The organism is Streptococcus sp. 1032, from assembly GCF_013277015.1.
GTDB lineage: Bacteria > Bacillota > Bacilli > Lactobacillales > Streptococcaceae > Streptococcus.
In genome coordinates, this window is record NZ_VMMD01000009.1 from 59,577 (window position 1) to 81,697 (window position 22,121).

The 22,121-nt window shown below is 35.8% G+C and carries 20 protein-coding genes, 1 pseudogene and 1 other annotated feature; of the genes and pseudogenes, 20 read left to right on the forward strand and 1 reads right to left on the reverse strand.

Annotation, left to right across the window (positions count from 1 at the left end; all coding sequences use genetic code 11):
- Positions 1-554: 554 nt before the first annotated feature.
- From HT711_RS02215 to trpA, 19 genes are all read left to right on the forward strand, one after another.
- Positions 555-2,633 carry a glycosyl hydrolase family 28-related protein gene (locus tag HT711_RS02215; RefSeq protein ID WP_173249713.1) on the forward strand — a complete coding sequence of 693 codons (2,079 nt, stop codon included), beginning with the start codon at positions 555-557 and terminating at the stop codon, positions 2,631-2,633.
- Positions 2,617-3,363, forward strand: a complete 747-nt coding sequence (locus HT711_RS02220; RefSeq protein ID WP_084675176.1) for a protein phosphatase 2C domain-containing protein — start codon at positions 2,617-2,619, stop codon at positions 3,361-3,363. Before HT711_RS02215 ends, HT711_RS02220 begins: the two co-directional genes overlap by 17 nt.
- A 57-nt stretch (positions 3,364-3,420) precedes the next feature.
- A complete protein-coding gene (locus tag HT711_RS02225) occupies positions 3,421-4,062 on the forward strand; it encodes a phosphate uptake regulator PhoU (RefSeq protein ID WP_000945323.1) in 642 nt (213 codons plus the stop codon).
- Between the two features lie 12 nt (positions 4,063-4,074).
- Positions 4,075-5,550 carry a UDP-glucose--hexose-1-phosphate uridylyltransferase gene (galT, locus tag HT711_RS02230; protein ID WP_173249714.1) on the forward strand — a complete coding sequence of 492 codons (1,476 nt, stop codon included), beginning with the start codon at positions 4,075-4,077 and terminating at the stop codon, positions 5,548-5,550.
- 12 nt (positions 5,551-5,562) lie between these two features.
- Entirely contained in the window at positions 5,563-6,573 is a 1,011-nt protein-coding gene (gene galE / locus HT711_RS02235; RefSeq protein ID WP_173249715.1) for a UDP-glucose 4-epimerase GalE, read from the forward strand.
- Between the two features lie 183 nt (positions 6,574-6,756).
- A complete protein-coding gene (locus HT711_RS02240; protein ID WP_000793811.1) occupies positions 6,757-7,416 on the forward strand; it encodes a DUF1868 domain-containing protein in 660 nt (219 codons plus the stop codon).
- Positions 7,417-7,440: 24 nt separating this feature from the next.
- A complete protein-coding gene (locus HT711_RS02245) occupies positions 7,441-8,508 on the forward strand; it encodes an extracellular solute-binding protein (protein WP_000738376.1) in 1,068 nt (355 codons plus the stop codon).
- A 102-nt stretch (positions 8,509-8,610) separates the two neighbouring features.
- Positions 8,611-9,621 (forward strand): ABC transporter ATP-binding protein, encoded by a 1,011-nt coding sequence (locus HT711_RS02250; protein WP_033679773.1) that lies wholly within the window; start codon positions 8,611-8,613, stop codon positions 9,619-9,621.
- Between the two features lie 11 nt (positions 9,622-9,632).
- Complete coding sequence (locus HT711_RS02255) at positions 9,633-11,324, forward strand: iron ABC transporter permease (protein WP_173233229.1); 1,692 nt, start codon at positions 9,633-9,635, stop codon at positions 11,322-11,324.
- Between the two features lie 2 nt (positions 11,325-11,326).
- Entirely contained in the window at positions 11,327-12,037 is a 711-nt protein-coding gene (locus tag HT711_RS02260) for an MgtC/SapB family protein (RefSeq protein WP_173233227.1), read from the forward strand.
- A gap of 160 nt (positions 12,038-12,197) precedes the next feature.
- The gene (locus HT711_RS11080) at positions 12,198-12,599 is read left to right on the forward strand and encodes a hypothetical protein (RefSeq protein WP_000022332.1); all 402 of its coding nucleotides are present in this window, start codon (positions 12,198-12,200) and stop codon (positions 12,597-12,599) included.
- A gap of 124 nt (positions 12,600-12,723) precedes the next feature.
- Positions 12,724-13,719, forward strand: coding sequence for a LacI family DNA-binding transcriptional regulator (locus tag HT711_RS02265; RefSeq protein WP_173233225.1), 996 nt, complete (start codon positions 12,724-12,726; stop codon positions 13,717-13,719).
- A 214-nt stretch (positions 13,720-13,933) separates the two neighbouring features.
- Positions 13,934-14,165 (forward strand) — a binding site (T-box leader).
- A 653-nt stretch (positions 14,166-14,818) separates the two neighbouring features.
- Positions 14,819-16,180, forward strand: a complete 1,362-nt coding sequence (trpE, locus tag HT711_RS02270; RefSeq protein WP_173233223.1) for an anthranilate synthase component I — start codon at positions 14,819-14,821, stop codon at positions 16,178-16,180.
- Positions 16,177-16,743: an aminodeoxychorismate/anthranilate synthase component II gene (locus tag HT711_RS02275; protein WP_138706819.1), complete on the forward strand. Its 567-nt coding sequence runs from the start codon at positions 16,177-16,179 to the stop codon at positions 16,741-16,743. The genes trpE and HT711_RS02275 overlap by 4 nt, the downstream gene beginning before the upstream one ends.
- A 10-nt stretch (positions 16,744-16,753) precedes the next feature.
- The gene (trpD, locus tag HT711_RS02280; RefSeq protein WP_173233221.1) at positions 16,754-17,758 is read left to right on the forward strand and encodes an anthranilate phosphoribosyltransferase; all 1,005 of its coding nucleotides are present in this window, start codon (positions 16,754-16,756) and stop codon (positions 17,756-17,758) included.
- Positions 17,755-18,522, forward strand: coding sequence for an indole-3-glycerol phosphate synthase TrpC (trpC, locus tag HT711_RS02285; RefSeq protein ID WP_173233219.1), 768 nt, complete (start codon positions 17,755-17,757; stop codon positions 18,520-18,522). The genes trpD and trpC overlap by 4 nt, the downstream gene beginning before the upstream one ends.
- The gene (locus tag HT711_RS02290; RefSeq protein WP_173213104.1) at positions 18,509-19,108 is read left to right on the forward strand and encodes a phosphoribosylanthranilate isomerase; all 600 of its coding nucleotides are present in this window, start codon (positions 18,509-18,511) and stop codon (positions 19,106-19,108) included. The genes trpC and HT711_RS02290 overlap by 14 nt, the downstream gene beginning before the upstream one ends.
- Positions 19,086-20,309 (forward strand): tryptophan synthase subunit beta, encoded by a 1,224-nt coding sequence (gene trpB / locus HT711_RS02295; protein WP_049491302.1) that lies wholly within the window; start codon positions 19,086-19,088, stop codon positions 20,307-20,309. The genes HT711_RS02290 and trpB overlap by 23 nt, the downstream gene beginning before the upstream one ends.
- Entirely contained in the window at positions 20,302-21,078 is a 777-nt protein-coding gene (gene trpA / locus HT711_RS02300; RefSeq protein WP_112443832.1) for a tryptophan synthase subunit alpha, read from the forward strand. The genes trpB and trpA overlap by 8 nt, the downstream gene beginning before the upstream one ends.
- On the opposite strand, the pseudogene HT711_RS02305 reads toward trpA, so the two are convergent.
- Positions 21,050-21,151 (reverse strand): annotated as a pseudogene (locus HT711_RS02305) (prepilin peptidase); the annotation flags it as partial. The gene trpA and the pseudogene HT711_RS02305 sit on opposite strands and share 29 nt — an antisense overlap.
- A gap of 228 nt (positions 21,152-21,379) precedes the next feature.
- Between HT711_RS02305 and HT711_RS02310 the strand changes: the two are divergent.
- On the forward strand, positions 21,380-22,111 hold the full coding sequence (locus HT711_RS02310; protein ID WP_173213102.1) for a hypothetical protein: 732 nt from the start codon (positions 21,380-21,382) through the stop codon (positions 22,109-22,111).
- Positions 22,112-22,121: the final 10 nt, after the last annotated feature.

Genomic DNA, 22,121 nt, shown 5'->3' on the forward strand with positions numbered 1-22,121 from the left:
AAAGTTTTGAGACTATTTTTCATGTTCTAGTCATTCTTTTGAAATAATCTATAAAACACGTGTCTGCAATGATTTATATGTCCTATTCCAGTATTTTAGAAGAACTGCGTTTATTTTTATAGAGCTTGAATCTAGCTTTTATAGAAAATCTATTTAAGAAATATATTGTATTGTTTTGATTTCAATCCGCTATATGAACGATATTCATGTAAATATACCTGGCGAATGCTTGCATGACAAGATATTTGTTCTTGTATTTATAAATTAGTATTTTACGAGATGTCAACATGCTTTAAATACAGTGAATAGGATATTTTTATGTTCAAGCTAAGAAAGATAGTAATCACTTTTGAATGGAAGGTTAAAGAATTATTAGAAGTATGGTTAGATATATAAATGGTCACGCTTTCACAGTTTTGATATTTTATTGTGTTATTCCTTGACAATTTTGATTTAAAAATATATTATAAAGAAAATGACAGCGGTGTCATTTTCTGGCATGGAATTTATATGAATATTAAATTAGGACATAATGTTTTTAATTGGAGGCTAATATGAAATCTTTTCAACAAAATGAGGTTTTCTCTATTCGTAAGTCTAAGGTGGGAGTTTGCTCAGTTCTCTTAGCGGTTTTATTTATTGGAACACAAAGTGTTTTAGCTAATGAAGTAGTTGGTGAAACTTCTTCGTCTAAAGATAATATGCAAATGAACTCTTTGTTGAGTAGCACATCTACATCATTATCTGCGGAACCCCATTCTGATACTCTCAGTCTTGATAACAATTCAAGTTTAAGTACTGATAATAATGGAGGAGTGAGTATTAATCAAAATAAACCTGATATAACAAATGATACTATGATGGGTAACATCTCTGGGATGGAAGTGAATACTATTTTAAGTACTAATCTGAACGAAGACGTAGCTTTGAATGTTAAAGATTATGGAGCAATAGGTGACGGAGTTAATGATGATCGACAAGCAATTCAAGATGCAATAGATGCTGCAGCTCAAGGGCTAGGTGGAGGAAATGTATATTTTCCGGAAGGAACTTATTTAGTAAAAGAAATTGTTTTTTTAAAAAGTCATACACACTTAGAATTGAATGAGAAAGCTACCATTCTAAATGGTATAAATATTAAGAATCACCCTTCTATTGTTTTTATGACAGGTTTATTTACGGATGATGGTGCGCAAGTAGAATGGGGCCCAACAGAAGATATTAGTTATTCTGGTGGTACTATTGATATGAACGGTGCTTTGAATGAAGAAGGAACTAAAGCAAAAAATCTACCACTTATAAATTCTTCAGGTGCATTTGCTATTGGGAATTCAAATAACGTAACTATAAAAAATGTAACATTCAAGGATAGTTATCAAGGGCATGCTATTCAAATTGCAGGTTCGAAAAATGTATTAGTTGATAATTCTCGTTTTCTTGGGCAAGCCTTACCCAAAACGATGAAGGATGGGCAAATCATAAGTAAGGAGAGCATTCAGATTGAACCATTAACTAGAAAAGGTTTTCCTTATGCCTTGAATGATGATGGGAAAAAATCTGAAAATGTGACTATTCAAAATTCCTATTTTGGCAAAAGTGATAAATCTGGGGAATTAGTAACAGCAATTGGCACACACTATCAAACATTGTCGACACAGAACCCCTCTAATATTAAAATTTTAAATAATCATTTTGATAACATGATGTATGCAGGTGTACGTTTTACAGGATTCACTGATGTATTAATCAAAGGAAATCGCTTTGATAAGAAAGTTAAAGGAGAGAGTGTACATTATCGAGAAAGCGGAGCAGCTTTAGTAAATGCTTATAGCTATAAAAACACTAAAGACCTATTAGATTTAAATAAACAGGTGGTTATCGCCGAAAATATATTTAATATTGCCGATCCTAAAACAAAAGCGATACGAGTTGCAAAAGATAGTGCAGAATATTTAGGAAAAGTATCAGATATTACTGTAACAAAAAATGTAATTAATAATAATTCTAAGGAAACAGAACAACCAAATATTGAATTATTACGAGTTAGTGATAATTTAGTAGTCTCAGAGAATAGTATATTCGGTGGTAAAGAAGGAATTGTTATTGAGGATTCAAAGGGTAAAATAACCGTTTTAAATAACCAATTTTATAATTTATCCGGTAAGTATATATCATTCATCAAATCTAATGCAAATGAGAAAGAACCTGTTATACGTGATAGCGATGGTAATTTCAATATTGTAACGGAGAATGGGCTTTACAAAATTGTAACAAATAATTTAAGTGATAAAAACGAAAAAGAAAAAAACAAAGAGGAAAAACAATCTAATTCAAATAATGTAATTGATAGTAACCAGAAGAACGGAGAGTTTAACTCAAGTAAAGATAATAGACAAATGAATGACAAGATCGACAATAAACAAGATAATAAGACAGAAGAAGTAAACTATAAAATAGTTGGAGATGGCAGAGAAACTGAAAATCATATTAATAAATCTAAAGAAATAGTAGATGTAAAACAAAAATTACCAAAGACTGGTTCGAACAAGATTATGGAACTATTCTTAACAGTGACAGGAATTGGTTTACTTTTGACACTAAAAGGGTTGAAGTATTATGGTAAAGATAAATAAAATTTGTTCGATACAAGGAAGTTCTGTAGAAAATGAGGATACTGTAGGTTCACAAAATCAGTATTTTTGGATTATCGATGGAGCTACAGATTTATATAATTCTAAAGAGGAGATAGGTTATTCAGTCTCAGAAGTTGTACATATTTTATCAGAAAGTTTGTCGGTTAATTGTAAAGAATCAAAAACTCTTAAACAAATATTTGAAACTGCTTTACTAGAGGTTAAAGATGAAATCGGTTTAAACTCATATGAATTAACAGAGTATTATCGCTTACCAACATTTGCTTTTATATTTGCTAAACTTTCAGAAAAAAAGTTGGAGTATATGATGCTAGGTGACTGCGTCATGTTAGTAAACGAAATGGAAATAACTGATCATAGAGTAGATAACTTATTTGAAAAAGGAAAAAATGAGATAAAAGATTCAATTGGTACAAATAGTGCTTTAAATAAAAAAATTATTTTACAAAAAATCAGAAAATTATCTAATCAACCGAGTGGGTACTGGATAGGTTCGTTGGATGAGAGATTTTTAGACCATGCTATTATTAATCAAATAGATGTTACTAGTGAACAAATTGTTTTAATGAGCGATGGCTTTTATGAATTCTATCAAAATAATCAAAATAAGACTTTTGAAGAGTTAATTAAGATGAGATTTAATTCTTCTGCTATTGATCCAATCTATGGAAAGAAGGATGATGCAAGTATTCTAGTTATTGATGTTTGATATATTGTTTAAAATATTAATTGTTACTATTGAACTTTGTTAAGAAGAGGTACCTAAATGTTAAGGTTATATTTAGAAAATGAAATTATAGAATTATCAAATAATTTAGAGACCATTTGGGTATCTGTGCTTGATAAATACGAGAAGTTATTTGAATATTTATCAAATGAAGAACGAATAGAATTGATTAAAGAAGATTTAATCATAAATGAGTCAGTTCTAAATGTTGATAAAAAAGGATATGAGTTAATTTGTTTACAACATCCCGTTTCATATGACTTAAGAAGAATTATTAGTGTAATAAAAATATCAACTGACATTGAACGTATTGGGGATAGAATTGTTGAAATTTTAAAAAATCTACAGATTATTCAAAATAATGAAATTTTGAAGAAAATTATTTCAGAAATAAAAATACTTCATGAAGTTATCGGACTGCATATGAATAGGGCTATATCTTGTTATAGAGAGGAACAATTTGGATGTTTAGATATGGTTGTTATACAAAAACAGAATGAGATAGAAGAGCTTAGTATAAATATTGAAAAGAAAATAATGAATTACATATTTGAAGATGATGGGAATGTTTCTGAAGTAATTGGTGCTTTAGATATTATTCATCACCTTGATAAAATTGCTCATACTACGCAATCAATTTATAAATGGATAATGTATAGAAAATATGGGAACATAAATTAGAAAGAAAAATATATGAAAACAATTATTGATAATTTTGTTGATAGAGTAATTGAATACGGAATGTATAATGAAATTGACAAAATATATGTGAAAAATAGGGTACTAGCGTTAATAGGTGAGGAGGGAACTGATCGCATTTCCGATGAAAATGACCTGAAACAAATAAAAGATTACTTAGTGGAAATCGCCTTAAAAAACGGTAAAATTAAAGATTTAATTGAGGAAAAGGAATGTTTAGGAGCAGAGTTAATGAATTTCATAGTTCCTTTACCTAGTCGATTAAATGATATTTTTTGGAGTTCATATGATATATCACCTCAAGAAGCAGTTGAAGAGTTTTATAAGTTAAGTAAAGATAGTGATTATATTAAAACTTCTGCTATTGCTAAGAATATTGAGTTTCGAGCATCAACTAAATACGGAGAGCTAGAGATTACGATAAATTTGTCAAAACCCGAAAAAGATCCAAAAACAATTGCTGCTGAAAAATTAGTAAAAGCCACTAATTATCCCAAATGTTTACTATGTATGGAAAATGAAGGATATCAGGGGCGAATAAATTATCCAGCACGTTCGAATCATAGAATTATTCGGATGAAACTTGGTGACGAAGTATGGGGATTTCAGTATTCTCCTTACTCATACTTTAATGAGCATGCGATATTTTTGAATAGTCAACATGTACCAATGGCTATTACCTCTAAAACATTTGAACAATTATTGGAGATTGTTGATATTTTGCCAGGATATTTTGCTGGTTCAAATTCTGATCTTCCTATCTCAGGAGGCTCCATTCTTAGTCATAACCACTACCAGGGAGGGAAACATATTTTCCCAATGGAAAAAGCAAAATTTGAGAGTGAATTTCGTTTTAAAGACTTTGAGGATGTTAATGCTGGTATTGTAAAATGGCCAATGTCAGTAATTAGGTTACAAAGTGAAAATAAAAATCGATTGTTAGATTTAGCTACTAAAATTCTAAACAAGTGGAGAGAATATTCAGATTTAGAAGTAGACATCATTGCAATGACTGCAGATGTCCCACACCATACGGTGACTCCTATTGCTCGTAAAGTGGACGGAAGATATGAATTAGATATTGTTCTAAGAGATAATCATACTACTGAACAATACCCAGATGGTGTTTTCCATCCTCATCAAGATGTACAACATATTAAAAAGGAAAATATCGGATTAATCGAAGTGATGGGACTTGCGATATTACCACCTCGTTTGAAACCAGAGTTAGAAGAAGTTGGAAAATATCTTTTAGGAGAGGAAAACGCAATTGCGGATTATCATTTAGAATGGGCTGATCAATTGAAAGAAAAATATCCTAACATTAAAAAAGAAGAGGTTAATAGCGTAGTTCAACACGAAGTAGGACAAGCATTTGCGAGAGTCCTAGAAGATGCAGGTGTTTATAAGAATACTTCATCTGGACATGAAGCGTTTATGAGATTTGTTAAATCGGTTGGAATAAATTAGGAGGAAACAAAAATGGCAATATTGGTAACAGGCGGAGCTGGTTATATTGGTAGCCATACCGTAGTAGAATTACTAAATTTAGGTAAGGAAGTCGTTATTGTCGACAACCTTTCAAACTCAAGCATTTTAGTATTAGATCGTATTGAAGCAATTACAGGGCAACGTCCTGCGTTTTACGAATTAGATGTCTGTGATAAACAAGGATTGAGAAAAGTTTTTGAACAAGAATCTATTGAGGCTGCAATTCATTTTGCAGGATACAAAGCTGTCGGAGAATCCGTGCAAAAGCCTGTAATGTATTACGAAAATAATATTATGAGCACATTAGCTCTTGTTGAAGTGATGTCAGAGTTTAATGTTAAAAAGATTGTATTTTCATCGAGTGCGACTGTATACGGCGTTCACAATCAGTCTCCCCTTATTGAGACGATGCCGACAAGTGCTACAAATCCTTATGGGTATACGAAAGTGATGCTTGAGCAAATTTTAAAAGATGTTCATGTGGCAGACTCAGAATGGAGTATTGCGTTGCTTCGTTATTTCAATCCAATTGGTGCTCATGAGTCTGGTTTGATTGGGGAAGATCCCTCAGGAATTCCTAACAACTTGATGCCTTATATTGCACAAGTAGCGGTAGGTAAGTTGTCAGAGCTAAGTGTGTTCGGAAATGATTATGATACGCTTGATGGTACTGGTGTGCGTGATTATATCCATGTAGTAGATTTAGCAATAGGACATATAAAAGCTTTAGAAAAAGTATCTGAAAAAACAGATGTTTATATCTATAACCTAGGCTCGGGAGAAGGCACTAGTGTATTACAACTTGTAAATACATTTGAAAGTGTTAATAAGATCCCTATTCCTTATAAAATAGTTCCAAGACGTTCAGGAGACGTTGCAACTTGTTATGCAAATGCAGACAAAGCATATAAGGAATTAAATTGGAGGACAACAAAATCGATTGAAGACATGTGTAGAGATACATGGAATTGGCAATCAAAAAATCCCAATGGCTATAATTGATGATACTGTCTATATGAGTGCTGTATTTTGGAAAAATTACTTAAACTTTTAATGAAATGCATATTTAATGAAAGATAAATTTTTTTAAAAAATGTTTGAAAGCGCTTGACAAAGTAAACGGTTTCGTTATATAATATAAGCATGGATGACACCGGTGTCAAATATAAAAAAGAGGGTCTTTATATGAAAAACCTAACAAAAATTAAGTTCAAAGAAAATGGAGAATTTAATCATTTTCCAGGAAATACTGTTGTAGCAAATCTTTATACTAAACAAGATTTGATGGAAGTTGTTGATATTATTCAATCACGTTATAGAGAATTACCATTTATCGATAAGTTTACTTTAACTCCAAGGAATTCTATTCACATGACTGTAATTGAATTGTTGTGCCATGAAAATCGTGAAACGGAGTTTTGGAGCAGTAATCTTCCTCTTGATACACCTTTACAGGAAATACATGATTACTTTGCTAAACAACTTGAAATTTTTCCATTGTTGGATGAAGAAATTCATATGCGTGTGACTGAAATGGGAAAACAAAACATACTAGTTGAACCTGCAGATGAAGCTTCTGCAAAGAGATTAGAAGAAATTCGTACTTATGTTTCAGAAAAAGCAGGTGTTCGTTTCCCTAATCATGATAGATATCAATTCCATATTTCAATTGGATATCTTCGGATTCCTCTAACCGAAGAGGAGGAAGAAGAGTTTACTAAAGTCAGAGCAGAATTAACTGAAATCTTATTAGAGAAGATTCCAACTATTACTGTAAACCGTATTGACTATACTGTATTTGAAGATATGAGACAATTTGTTCCATATCACGAAAAATTTAAATAAAATAATAAAAAAGGAGAACTTATCATGAAAAAAATGAAAGTTTGGTCTACTGTACTTGCAACGGGAGTTGCTCTTACTACACTTGCTGCTTGCTCTGGAGGTTCAAACTCTACGACTGCTTCTTCATCTGAAGAAAAAGCTGATAAAAGTCAAGAATTAGTAATCTATTCGAACTCAGTTTCAAATGGTCGTGGTGATTGGTTAACTGCTAAAGCAAAAGAAGCTGGTTTTAATATAAAAATGGTTGATATTCCTGGCGCTCAATTAGCAGACCGTGTTATTGCCGAGAAGAATAATGCAGTTGCAGATATGGTATTTGGAATTGGTGCTGTTGATTCAAATAAAATTAGAGATCAAAAATTACTAGTCCAGTACAAGCCTAAATGGTTAGATAAAATTGATCAATCTTTATCAGATAAAGATAATTATTATAATCCTGTGATTGTTCAACCATTAGTTTTAATTGGGGCGCCTGATGTAAAAGAAATGCCTAAAGATTGGACTGAATTAGGTAGTAAGTATAAAGGTAAATATTCAATTTCTGGTCTTCAAGGTGGTACAGGACGGGCAATTCTAGCAAGTATCTTAGTTCGATACCTTGATGATAAAGGTGAATTAGGTGTTTCCGAAAAAGGTTGGGAAGCAGCAAAAGAATATTTGAAAAATGCATACACTCTTCAAAAGGGAGAAAGTTCAATTGTTAAGATGTTAGACAAAGAAGATCCAATACAATATGGAATGATGTGGGGTTCTGGTGCATTAGTTGGACAAAAAGAACAAAATGTTGTTTTCAAAGTTATGACTCCTGAGATTGGTGTACCATTTGTAACTGAACAAACTATGGTTTTAAGCACTAGTAAAAAACAAGCGTTAGCTAAAGAATTTATTGATTGGTTTGGTCAATCAGAAATTCAAGTAGAATATAGTAAGAACTTTGGATCTATTCCTGCAAATAAAGATGCCCTAACAGAGTTACCTGAAGATACGAAAAAATTTGTTGATCAAGTGAAACCACAAAATATTGACTGGGAAGCTGTTGGAAAGCATTTGGATGAATGGGTAGAAAAAGCTGAATTAGAATACGTACAATAAGAAATAAGAGTTAATTTTTATGTCCAAGTCTCTCTATTATTTCTAAATTTAAGGAAGAAATAAAGAGAGGCTTTTGGTTTAGTAATAGAGGGAGTTAGTGAGATGATTAAATTTGATAATATTCAAATTAAATATGGTGATTTTGTTGCAATTGATAATCTAAATTTAGATATACATGAAGGGGAATTTTTTACATTTCTTGGACCTTCAGGATGTGGTAAATCAACTACTTTGAGAGCATTGGTAGGTTTTCTAGATCCATCATCAGGAAGTATTGAAGTTAATGGAACAGATGTCACTCATTTGGAACCTGAAAAGCGTGGAATTGGTATTGTATTTCAATCTTATGCGCTATTTCCAACTATGACTGTTTTTGATAATATTGCATTTGGTTTAAAAGTTAAGAAGGTAGCTCCAGATGTTATTAAAGCAAAAGTATCAGCAGTAGCAGCAAAAATTAAGATCTCTGATCAACAGTTACAGCGTAATGTATCAGAATTATCTGGGGGTCAACAACAAAGGGTAGCATTGGCTCGTGCTCTGGTTCTTGAACCTAAAATTCTTTGTCTAGATGAACCATTGTCAAACCTTGACGCAAAATTACGTGTAGATTTGAGAAAAGAGTTGAAAAGACTTCAAAAAGAGTTAGGTATTACTACTTTATATGTTACTCATGATCAAGAGGAAGCCTTGACTTTATCTGATAGAATTGCAGTCTTTAACAATGGATACATCGAACAGGTCGGTACACCAGTAGAAATTTATCATAATTCTCAAACTGAATTTGTATGTGATTTTATTGGAGATATTAATGTTTTGACCGATGAAACAGTCCACGAAGTATTACTGAAAAATGCAAGCGTTTTCTTAGAAGATAAAAAAGGATACATTCGATTAGAGAAAGTTCGATTCAATCGTGAAACTGAACAAGATTTCATTCTAAAAGGGACAATTATTGATGTTGAGTTTTCTGGAGTTACAATTCACTATACAATAAAAGTTTCTGAAAGTCAGATTCTTAATGTAACAAGTATTGATAGTCAGGCTGCTATTAGATCTGTCGGAGAAAGTGTGGAATTATTTATCACACCATCAGACGTTCTGCAATTTTAAGGAGGTGCAGTATGCGTCATAAATTAAATTTAAAAGATTGGCTTATTCGTTTAGGGTTAATCTGGTTCTTAGTAACATTTATTATTTATCCAAACTTTGATCTAGTAGTGAATGTATTTGTAAAAGGAGGAGAATTTTCCCTTGATGCTGTACATCGTGTTCTAAAATCTCAAAGGGCACTTCAGAGTATTATGAACAGTTTTAAGTTGGCATTTTCACTCATTATTACAGTTAATATCGTAGGTATTCTTTGTGTTCTATTTACAGAATACTTTGATATTAAAGGTGCTAAAATTTTAAAATTAGGTTATATGACCTCTTTAATTTATGGAGGAGTGGTTTTAGCGACTGGATATAAATTTGTCTATGGTCCTTATGGATTGATTACAAAATTTTTACAAAATATTATGCCTTCTTTAGACCCTAACTGGTTTATTGGGTATGGTGCAGTCTTATTCATTATGACATTTTCAGGAACTGCTAATCATACATTGTTTTTAACAAATACAATTCGAAGCGTTGACTATCACACTATTGAGGCTGCTCGAAATATGGGAGCAAAACCATTTACTGTTTTCCGAAAAGTAGTGTTACCAACCTTAATTCCAACTCTATTTGCACTTACTATCATGGTTTTTCTTAGTGGTTTATCTGCAGTAGCAGCACCCATGATTGTTGGTGGTAAAGAATTTCAAACTATAAATCCAATGATTATTACATTTGCAGGGATGGGGAATTCTCGTGATTTAGCTGCTCTACTTGCAATTATTTTAGGTATTGCAACTACAATTTTGCTTACTATCATGAACAAGATAGAAAAAGGTGGAAATTATATTTCTATCTCTAAGACTAAAGCGCCTCTTAAAAAACAAAAAATTGCGTCTAAGCCTTGGAATATCATTGCTCACATTGTAGCATATGGATTGTTCACAGTTTTCATGCTTCCACTAATTTTTATAGTATTATACTCATTTACAGATCCAGTTGCAATTCAAACAGGTAACTTAACATTATCAAACTTTACTTTAGAAAATTATCGCTTATTCTTTAGTAATAGTGCGGCATTCTCTCCATTCTTGGTCAGCTTTATTTATTCTATTATTGCTGCGACAACAGCAACAATTCTCGCAGTTGTATTTGCTCGTGTTGTCAGAAAACATAAATCTCGTTTTGATTTCTTATTTGAATATGGTGCTCTACTTCCTTGGTTACTACCAAGTACACTTTTAGCAGTAAGTTTATTATTTACTTTTAATCAGCCACAATTTCTTGTCTTGAATCAGATTTTGGTAGGTAGTTTGGTAATTCTACTTATTGCATATATAGTTGTAAAAATCCCATTTTCTTATAGAATGGTACGTGCTATTTTATTTAGTGTTGATGATGAGATGGAAGATGCAGCAAGAAGTATGGGTGCTTCACCTTTTTATACTATGATGAAGGTTATCATTCCATTTATTTTACCGGTTGTTCTCTCTGTTATTGCTTTAAACTTTAACTCTTTATTAACTGACTTCGACTTATCTGTATTTCTTTACCATCCATTAGCTCAACCACTGGGTATAACTATTCGTTCAGCAGGTGATGAAACAGCAACTTCAAATGCTCAAGCACTTGTATTCGTTTATACTATTGTATTAATGATAATTTCTGGTTCTGTTTTATACTTTACTCAGAGACCAGTTAGTAGAAAAAGGAAATAATAATGCAAGCAACAAGCTTAGGACTATCATATATCGAAATTGTATTAAGAATTGTACTTTCATTAGTTATTGGTGGTGTAATTGGTTTAGAGAGAGGAAGTAAATCTCAACCAGCAGGTATTCGTACACATAGTATTGTTTGTCTGGCTGCATGTTTAATTATGATGACTAATGAGTATGTATCTTATAAATTTGGTACAGGAGATCCTACACGCTTAGGTGCGCAGGTTATATCAGGTGTTGGTTTTCTTGGGGCTGGAACAATACTTATTACAGATAAAAAGAAAATAACTGGTTTAACAACTGCAGCCGGAATATGGGCTTCAGCTGGAATCGGTCTAGCTATTGGTGTTGGTTTTTATGAAGGAGCCATACTAGGAGCAATGTCTGTTTGGAGTATTATAACTATGTTCCAACCTTTAAAAAAATATCTTCAAAGTCGTTCAAAGATAATCGAATTGTATATCGTTGTTAGATCTACAGAGGCATATAATCGGGTACTAGTATACTGTGCTGAGAATGGCATTAGAATGACTGATTCTAGAACTGCATTTGGAGATGTTAATTCAGAAAGAATTGAATATTTTGATGTTCCAGACAAAAAAATCGCGTCATTTATTACTCTGGAATTATCAGGTAGATTTGAGCACCTTAAACTAATGGAAGAAATTGCTAATATTGTTGGTGTGATTTATGTTGAGGAAATCAGCTAATCTAGGGATAAACAAAGGGACGGATTATTCTAGTCCTTTTGTTTTCTTTAAATAATAAGAAATATAAGGGCACATCTAAAAACTCAATTTCAATACTTTTAAACATTGATGTATCAACGTTTTCTGAGCAATAAAAATAGAAAATCGGTAGTTTTTAGAGGTGTCCATAATAATTTTTGAAGAAAAGGATCTAACTAATTTGAGAGTATATAAAGTGGATTTTGATGCAGGAAAAATAACTTATTTTGATGACTATAATCTCATACAGGTATACCACTTCCATTCATTTTATGATGTTTGTGAGATGGTGTTCGCTTGTCATTTACCATTTGAAGAAATGCTTAGAAATGTTATTGTTAAGGAGAAAGCTGTTCCCATATTAGAGTGTTATATTGAACAGATAATGAATACATTTCTAAATACAGAAGGATTTACTGAAAATGATTCCTTGGAATTTTCAGGTAGTGTATTTTCTTATCCGGTGATTTGTAATGCAGTTTACAAAATAGTACAAAACAGTGAATTGAATTGTAAAATTTATGTTACTAGTACTGAAAGTTAATGTAGATTTAGTGAAGTATTTCCTCCAGATGTAAACTAGATTAAAAGATTAGAATGTAATTTTCTTGTTAAAATAATTTAAATATTGTATAGTTATAGTGAAGGTTTATGACAGGAGTATTTTAATGGAAAAAGGGAAAAAGGTAACGATATATGATATTGCACGTTTGTCTGGTTTTTCTCCAAAGACAGTTTCACGTGTAATAAATGGAGGGAATAGAGTAAAACCTGAGACTTATAATGCCATAAAAAAAGTCATCGATGAGTTATCCTATATTCCAAATGCCTATGCTCAGAATTTAACGAAGAAAGAAACCACGAATATTTTAATATCTGTGAAGAAGATTGATTCTTTTCCTTTAATCTGGTTTCAAACACTTTTAGATAAAGTTTTACAAACTTGTAGACAATTTGGAGTAAATGCTATTGTTGAATATTTTGGAGAGGAAGATTCGATTAGTAATTCAATTATTTCAAGTATTGGTAGCCTTGTAGATGGAGTGATTGTCTTTTATGAGGGGGAGAATGATATTCGAATCCAATATTTAAAGAAAAATAATATGCCTTTCATTGTCTTTGGAGAGTCTCAAACACCTGGAGTAGTTTACGTATCTAACAATAACTTTCAAGCTACTTATGATATGATGAAAGTAGTTTTGGAAAAGAATTTTAAAGATATGTGGTTACTTATGGGAGGTGAGTCTTATGTAAATAAGGATCGAGAGAGAGGAGTGAGAACTTTTTTAAAGGATAATAATTATTCTATGGATTTGAAGGTAGTTTATGGTTTAACTACAATAGAGTCAGTTTATTCCTTTGCTGTGAATGAATTGTCTTTTGGAAATTATCCAGATATTATATTTGTTTCAGGCGATGAAAAAGTTCAGGGACTAATTCGTGCGTGTTACGAAAAAGGAATAGCGATTCCGGATAATATATCCGTTGTTGGATTTGATAATATTCCAATTTCACAGTATTACACTCCTGCTTTATCTACAATTTCTCCTAATTATGTTAAATTAGCTCAAGAAATGATTGAAGGGGTATTAGCAATTATAAAGGGGGAAAGTGTCACATCTGTTGAAGTTTCTACTAAACTTGTTAGGAGACAGAGTTTCTAGTATTGTTTAATTCTTGAAAATCCTAATGGAAAAGATGGAGTGTTCTAAAGTAAGTTCTGTTTAGCCTCCATTCAGTTTCTATTGAGTTGGATCCAATTTCTAACAAGTGGGACATTTTCACGTTCGATTTACTAAAGACATTATCACATTCGAATCACACATCTTTCAAAAAAATTGTAAAAAAGTCTTGACAAAGAAAAAACAAAGTATTAAAATAAGTTCAACAAATCAGAAAAGTAACTATTTTTGATCTTCAGGGAGCCTGTGGTGATTGTGAACAGGTGGTTGGAAATAGTGAAAGTGGGCTGATTTTAAAAATGAATTTGAAACAATGAAAATTCGGTGCGCACACCTTACAGTGCAACTTGTTGTTAGACAAGGCAGAGATGTAAAGGGGGATAATCCCTTTATAATTGAGGTGGCACCGCGTTACCAACGCCCTCACATGGAAGTAGATTCTGTGTGTGGGCTTTTTTCTTTCGGTCATTTTGTTTTTCTTTTATTAGGGCCTTAAGTCGCTTTGATGAACTTAAGTTCTATCTGCAGCTCCTTGCCTACTACTAAAAGCAAACAAAAAGGCCGGACTAATATGAAAAAAGCTAGTAATACTCAATGAAAATCAAAGAGCAAACTAGGAAACTAGCCGCAGGCTATACTTGAGTACGGCAAGGCGACGTTGACGCAGTTTGAAGAGATTTTCGAAGAGTATGAAGGTATACCGAAATGAAAATCTCATCATCAATGTCTCTGGTCGTGGAGACAAGGACGTAGCTGCGATTGCAGACTACCTAGAAGCTAAAAAATAAAAGATGGAAAAATTACAGTCTTTTCTCTCACAGAGAGCTTGTGGTTGCTGGAAACAAGCAGAGAAAGTTGTAAGGTTGGGTCCATCTGAAACAAGAGAAGAAAACATAATTCTCAAGGGAGTGCCCTTTATCGCACAGCCTGTTACAGGAGGTTTCTAAGACAGGAATGAGAGATAGGAGAAATCCTATAATTGAGGTGGCACCGCGAATTTCGTCCTCACGCAAGTTATTTTGCGTGGGGATTTTTCATACAGTCGCCACGGACTAGAAGTAGAACTGAAAGGGAAATTACAATGGAACGAATCATTCATGGAGATGTCGTATCACCAATCTTGGCTTATATGCGCCTAAAGGGGCAACACAAGGTTATCTTAGAGAGTATTCCGAGAGACAAGGAAACCGCTCGTTTTTCTATCTTAGCCTATAATCCAGTTTTTGAGATTAAGTTTGAAAATGGAGTTCTCTATCAAAATGGTCAAGTGATTGATCGGGATCCCTTGGATTTCCTTTATGAAGTGACTCATAAGAGCCAGCACCATTCAGATCTACCTTTTGGTGGTGGGGCAATTGGTTTTGTTGGTTACGATATGATTTCGCTTTATGAAGAAATTGGTCAAATCCCTCAAGATACAATTGGAACGCCAGACATGCATTTCTTTGTCTATGAGAGCTACATGGTCTTTGACCACAAGAAGGAAAAAATCCATGTCATCGAGGATGCTCTCTATAGTGAGCGTAGTCAAGAGGCCTTGGAAGAAGCCTTGAACCAAGTGATTAAGGAATTACGCATTCCTGCTCCAAATGAATTTGAAGACTTGGATTTATCACCACTTGACTTCAAACCGCATATCGCTCCTCAGAAGTTTGAGGAAATGGTGGAAACGGCTCGTGACTTGATTCGTAATGGCGATATGTTCCAATGTGTACTTAGTCAACGCTTCTCAGCAGAAGTGACTGGAAATCCATTTGACTTCTACAGAAATCTCCGCGTGACTAATCCTTCTAATTACCTTTATTTCTATGATTTTGGGGATTATCAAATCATCGGTGCCAGTCCAGAAAGTTTAGTTTCAGTTAAAAATGGCATCGTGACAACCAATCCGATTGCAGGGACACGACCAAGAGGAGCTACGGATGAAGAAAACAAGGATTTGGCGACAGACCTGCTTTCGGATGAGAAGGAAACAGCAGAGCATCGAATGTTAGTAGACTTGGGTCGTAATGATATTGGTCGCATCTCTGAAACGGCCAGTGTCCAAGTCACTAAGTATATGGAAGTGGAGCTCTTCCGTTATGTCATGCATTTGACCAGTGTGATCAAGGGGCGTTTGCTTCCAGAACTCACTGCCATGGATGCCTTGAAAGCAACACTTCCTGCTGGAACAGTGTCAGGAGCACCTAAGATTCGGGCCATGAGACGCATCTATGAACTGGAAACAGAAAAACGTGGCGTATACGCAGGAGCAATCGGCTACCTATCTGCGACGGGTGATATGGATTTGGCCATTGCCATCCGAACCATGATTCTAAAAAATCAAACAGCTTATGTGCAGGCTGGGGCAGGGATTGTCTACGACTCCATCGCCCAAAACGAATACCAAGAAACCATTAACAAAGCAAAATCTATGACTAGAATTGGAGAACTAAGACCATGATTTTATTGATTGACAACTATGATTCTTTTACTTATAACTTGGCCCAATACATTGGGAATTTTGCAGAAGTTCAGGTCTTGAGAAATGATGATCCCAAGCTGTATGAAGAAGCTGAAAAAGCAGATGGTCTGGTCTTTTCTCCTGGACCTGGTTGGCCAGTTGATGCTGGAAAGATGGAAGACATGATTCGTGATTTTGCTGGCAAGAAGCCGATTCTTGGGATTTGTTTGGGCCACCAAGCCATTGCAGAAGTCTTTGGTGGTAAGTTAGGCTTGGCTCCAAAAGTCATGCATGGGAAACAGAGCAATATCAGCTTTGAAGCGCCATCTGTTTTGTATCAAGGTATCGAGAATGGCCGTGCGGTCATGCGTTATCACAGTATTTTAATTGAAGAAATGCCAGAAGACTTTGAAGTGACAGCTCGTTCGACTGACGACCAAGCCATCATGGGAATTCAACATAAAAACCTACCGATTTATGGCTTCCAGTACCATCCAGAGAGTATCGGAACGCCAGATGGCTTGTCTTCTATTCGGAATTTTATCGAGAAGGTTGTAAAGTGAGGAAACTAGGATGAAAGAGATTATTGAAAAACTAGCAAAATTTGAAAATTTATCAGGTGTGGAAATGACGGATGTCATCGAGCGTATCGTAACTGGCCGTGTAACGGAGGCGCAGATTGCTTCTCTCCTCTTAGCTCTTAAGATGAAGGGGGAAACACCTGAAGAACGCACAGCCATTGCCCAAGTCATGAGAGGACATGCCCAACATATCCCAACTGAAATCCATGATGCCATGGACAACTGTGGTACAGGTGGGGACAAGTCTTTCAGCTTTAACATTTCCACAACTGCAGCCTTTGTCTTGGCTGGTGGCGGTGTTCATATGGCAAAACATGGTAATCGCTCGATTTCTTCTAAATCTGGTTCTGCAGATGTCCTCGAAGCCTTGGGCATCAATCTTGACCTCAAACCAGCTGAACTAGGTAAGGTCTTTGATAAAACTGGAATCGTCTTTCTCTTCGCTAAAAATATGCATCCAGCGATGAAATACATCATGCCAGCTCGTTTGGAATTGGGAATTCCAACGATCATGAACTTGACTGGTCCACTGATTCACCCAATGGCCTTGGAAACACAGCTTCTTGGTATTAGTCGTCCAGAACTGCTAGAAAGTACAGCTCAGGTTTTGAAAAATATGGGTCGCAAACGTGCTATCGTGGTCGCTGGACCAGAAGGACTGGATGAAGCTGGCTTGAACGGAACAACCAAGATTGCTCTTCTTGAAAATGGCGAAATCACCTTGTCAAGCTTTACTCCAGAAGATCTGGGGATGGAAGGCTACGCTATCGAAGATATTCGTGGAGGCAATGCTCAGGAAAATGCAGAAATTTTGCTCAGCGTTCTTAAAAATGTACCAAGTCCATTCTTGGAAACGACAGTTTTAAATGCTGGTCTTGGTTTCTATGCTAATGGTAAGGTAGATAATATCAAGGATGGAGTTGCCTTGGCCCGCCAAGTCATTGCTAGTGGCAAGGCCCTTGAAAAACTTAGACTGTTACAGGAGTACCAAAAATGAGTCAGGAATTTTTAGCACGAATTTTGGAGCAGAAGGCGCATGAAGTCGAGCAAATGAAGCTGGAGGAAATCCAGCCCCTGCGCCAGACCTATCGCTTGGCAGAATTTTTGAAGAATCATCAGGACCGCTTGCAGGTAATCGCTGAGGTCAAGAAGGCTAGCCCTAGTTTGGGAGATATCAATCTCGATGTGGATATTGTGCAACAGGCCCAGACTTATGAAGAAAACGGAGCAGTGATGATTTCTGTTTTGACAGATGAAGTTTTCTTTAAAGGACATTTGGATTATCTACGGGAGATTTCCAGTCAGGTAAACATTCCGACGCTTAACAAGGACTTTATCATCGATGAAAAGCAAATCATTCGAGCTCGCAATGCAGGTGCGACAGTCATCCTGCTCATTGTGGCTGCCTTGTCAGAAGAACGCCTCAAGGAACTGTATGACTACGCGACAGAGCTTGGTCTGGAAGTTTTAGTGGAGACTCATAATCTAGCTGAACTAGAAGTGGCTCACAGACTTGGTGCCCAGATTATCGGGGTCAATAACCGCAACTTGATCACCTTTGAAGTTGACTTGCAGACCAGTGTGGACTTGGCTAAACATTTCAAAGATGATTGCTTGTACATTTCTGAATCTGCTATTTTTACAGGGCAGGATGCGGAACGAGTAGCGCCATACTTTAACGGAATTTTGGTAGGGACAGCTCTCATGCAGGCGGAAGATGTGGCCCAGAGAATCAAGGAGTTGCAGATTGACAAAGGTTAAAATTTGCGGACTATCGACCAAAGAAGCGGTGGAGACAGCCGTGTCAGCAGGAGCCGACTATATCGGTTTTGTCTTCGCACCTAGTAAAAGACAGGTGACCTTGGATCAGGCTGCTGAGCTGGCAAAGCATATTCCTGCGGATGTCAAAAAGGTTGGTGTATTTGTTTTACCAAGTCGGGCTCAACTGCTAGAAGTCATTGACAAAGTTGGCTTGGACTTGGTTCAAGTTCACGGTCAGGTGGCAGATGATTTGTTTGAGAATTTGCCTTGTGCCAGTATTCAGGCTGTGCAGGTGGATGGAGAGGGGCATGTACCCAATTCTCAGGCAGACTATCTACTCTTTGATGCCCCTGTGGCTGGGAGTGGCCAGACCTTTGACTGGGCTCAACTGGATACGATTGGACTAACTCAGCCTTTCTTTATCGCAGGTGGGCTTAATGAAGGCAATGTAGTAAAAGCAATTCAACACTTTACTCCCTATGCAGTAGATGTATCAAGCGGAGTGGAGACAGATGGACAAAAAGATTATGAAAAGATTAGAAGATTTATAGAGAGGGTAAAGAATGGCATATCAAGAACCAAATAAAGATGGATTTTACGGAAAATTCGGCGGACGTTTTGTCCCAGAAACATTGATGACAGCAGTTTTGGAATTGGAGAAGGCCTACCGTGAAAGTCAGGCAGACCCAAGTTTCCAAGAGGAATTAAACCAACTTTTGCGTCAGTATGTGGGACGTGAAACTCCCCTTTACTACGCAAAAAACTTGACCCAGCATATCGGCGGAGCCAAGATTTATCTTAAACGTGAAGACCTTAACCATACAGGGGCCCACAAGATTAACAATGCCTTGGGACAAGTTCTTCTGGCTAAACGCATGGGCAAAAAGAAAATTATCGCTGAAACAGGTGCTGGTCAGCACGGTGTGGCAACTGCAACTGCTGCAGCCCTCTTTAACATGGAATGTACTATCTACATGGGTGAGGAAGATGTCAAACGCCAAGCCCTCAATGTCTTCCGTATGGAGCTTTTGGGAGCCAAGGTTGAGGCAGTGACAGATGGTTCGCGCGTGCTCAAGGATGCGGTCAATGCAGCCCTTCGTTCATGGGTGGCTAATATCGATGATACCCACTATATCCTTGGTTCTGCCTTGGGACCTCATCCATTCCCAGAAATCGTTCGTGACTTCCAAAGTGTCATTGGTCGAGAAGCTAAACAACAGTATCGCGATATGACAGGTCAAGATCTGCCAGATGCCCTAGTAGCCTGTGTTGGTGGTGGTTCTAATGCTATCGGGCTCTTCCATCCCTTTGTAGAAGATGAGTCTGTAGCTATGTATGGGGCTGAAGCAGCAGGACTTGGTGTGGATACAGAGCACCACGCAGCTACCTTGACCAAGGGTCGTCCGGGTGTCCTTCACGGTTCTCTCATGGATGTGCTCCAAGATGCCCATGGTCAAATTCTTGAAGCCTTCTCTATCTCAGCAGGTTTGGACTATCCTGGTATCGGTCCAGAACATTCTCACTACCACGATATTAAACGTGCCAGCTATGTCCCTGTGACAGACGAAGAAGCCTTGGAAGGATTCCAACTCTTGTCTCGTGTGGAAGGGATTATCCCAGCCTTGGAATCAAGCCATGCGATCGCTTTTGCGGTGAAGTTGGCCAAAGAACTTGGACCGGATAAGTCTATGATTGTCTGTCTATCAGGTCGTGGGGATAAGGATGTGGTTCAAGTCAAAGACCGCTTGGAAGCAGATGCAGCAAAGAAGGGAGAAGCTCATGCCTAAGACACTAACAGAAAAATTAAACGCTATAAAAGCAACTGGAAAAGGAATTTTCGTTCCTTATATCATGGCTGGGGACCACGAAAAAGGTTTGGATGGACTAGGAGAAACAATACACTTTTTAGAAGATTTGGGTGTTTCGGCTATTGAAGTGGGTATTCCCTTTTCAGACCCTGTTGCAGATGGACCTGTTATCGAAGAAGCTGGCTTGCGCAGTTTAGCCCACGGGACCTCTACCCAGGCTTTGGTTGAAACCTTGAAAACCATTCAAACAGAGGTGCCACTTGTCATCATGACCTACTTCAACCCCCTCTTTCAGTACGGTGTGGAGAACTTTGTCAAAGATTTGGAAGATACAGCGGTTAAGGGCTTGATTATTCCAGACCTGCCTCATGAGCATGCCAACTTTGTAGAACCATTTTTGGCAGATACAGACATGGCCTTGATTCCCCTAGTTAGTTTGACGACAGGAATTGAGCGCCAGAAAGAGTTGATTGAAGGGGCAGAAGGATTTGTCTATGCCGTTGCCATCAATGGGGTGACAGGGAAATCTGGCAATTACCGTGCAGACTTGGACAAGCACTTGACTCAACTGCATCAAGTAGCTGATATCCCAGTATTGACAGGTTTTGGCGTATCTAGTCAAGCCGATGTAGAACGCTTCAATGCGGTGTCAGATGGCGTTATCGTCGGTTCAAAAATCGTAAAAGCTCTCCATGAAGGAGAGCCAATTGAGGACTTTATCAAACAAGCAGTAGCTTACCAAAAATAATTACACAAGCAGCGAACAAGAGGAAAGGCACGAAAGGAAGTCTTTCCTTTTTCTTTTGTAGGAGAAAGGCTAGTTTTATAATGAATTGAATCTGGAATAGTACATTATGATTCCTAAAATATTTTAAGAAAGTGATTTGAATTTCCCAATAAATTTGTTCAGTTTTTAATTGATTTTACTATAGAAGATATAATTTTCTAAATTACTCTGATATGCAACTTTAAGAAAAAGCTAATTATTGTAGTAATTTCTTTAAGAAAATGATATAATTCATTAAAAAGAATTTGAAGGAGGAAGAATTATGTTGAATCAGGATCTCTTTGATTCGCTTGAGGCACAAAAAATTGTAGATACTTTGATGAAAGGGCAAAAAGATTATGTAGATGAACGTATAGAAAAAAGAGAGACCATGATAGTGTCGAATGGTTATGCATGGACGCGACCTAATCATATTGATACTGCATTTGCATCAGCAGATTTGTTTGAGTATAAATTAAAATTAGCAGGACAGACTTGGGGATATTTAGAATTTGAAACAAATACAGAAAAATATGGGAAAGTATTGTTAATTATAAAGGGTAAGAAGCGACTTACGAACCAATTTCCTTTGGTACAAAAAAATAAGAGTGGCTACTTATTTGAATATGCTCAGATGAATACACTTTATCTTAATCAACATTCTTCCTATAAAAATGATGAAGATAGTCATTCTTTTCCAATTCAGATGGAGTTAGTTTCTGATGAAATGATTCAAGAAATTGAACAAGCTACTAAAAATTCGAATATCGAAAAATTTATGATTTTAACTTATGAGGCGGACTTAGAAAACAATATTATATCTGTAGATGTTGTTATGCCTGATGCACGAACTGGTCAGTTACACTTGATTCAAGATTTGTCTGAGTATATTCAATCAAGTTCGTACCATTTCGAAGAAGCTAAATATCAAAATATTCCTAATTTTTCAGAATTATCGGAAACAGAAGATTTTGAAATTATTCCAAGAATAGAAAAACAAGAAGGTCAAAAGTAGTAAGGAGTAT